Annotated in this window: 1 protein-coding gene; it reads left to right on the top strand. The window is 36.5% G+C overall.

Annotation, left to right across the window (positions count from 1 at the left end):
- Positions 1-218 precede the first annotated feature (218 nt).
- The gene (locus H5187_RS23945; protein ID WP_182798520.1) at positions 219-476 is read left to right on the top strand and encodes a hypothetical protein; all 258 of its coding nucleotides are present in this window, start codon (positions 219-221) and stop codon (positions 474-476) included.
- The last annotated feature ends 85 nt before the right edge of the window (positions 477-561 follow it).

Genomic DNA, 561 nt, shown 5'->3' with positions numbered 1-561 from the left:
GATCGGCAAAATCATTAAGAACACAAAAGTGATCATTATCGCGTAATTTTCGTGATCAAAGCTTAATGAGAATAAGTGATCAAAGTTAATGCCATTGGATGATCAAAGCTGGTGAGAATATGCAATAACTTAGCAAACCCATTTTCCTATTACTTTTTAATACGTTATATATATGATAATCTCAGGAGTATCTCCCCCCTCCCTTTAATCAGTTGCCCATGGAATTACAGTTATCACTTAAAAAAGAGCACTATACCCTTGGTGAAGTCGTTAGTGGCTATGTCGATATCGAGCTAGATTCACCTAAATTATTTAACGAAATCTATGTTAGCTGTTACTGGAAATTACATGGCGGCGGCAGAACTGAACAAAACGAGAAATATAAAGTAGTTCTTCAGACTGATGAAGCCCCATTGCCTGCAGGAAAGCATCACCTCCCTAAAGTATCCCCAGAATTAGCCTTTATATATCAATGAACTAATAGTATTAAAAAATGTGGGAAGCGAGGGAACATTCATGGTGTTTTGTGATCTTATGAATCGCTTAAAAACAACAGAGCTA

The organism is Pseudoalteromonas sp. SG44-1, from assembly GCF_014164315.1.
Classification (GTDB): domain Bacteria; phylum Pseudomonadota; class Gammaproteobacteria; order Enterobacterales; family Alteromonadaceae; genus Pseudoalteromonas; species Pseudoalteromonas rhizosphaerae.
This window is presented reverse-complemented; position numbering and strand designations above follow the sequence as displayed.

What these genes read in the sequence shown, in the direction of transcription:
- H5187_RS23945 (WP_182798520.1), top strand. Translation starts at nt 219, where the DNA reads ATGGAATTACAGTTATCACTTAAAAAAGAGCACTATACCCTTGGTGAA.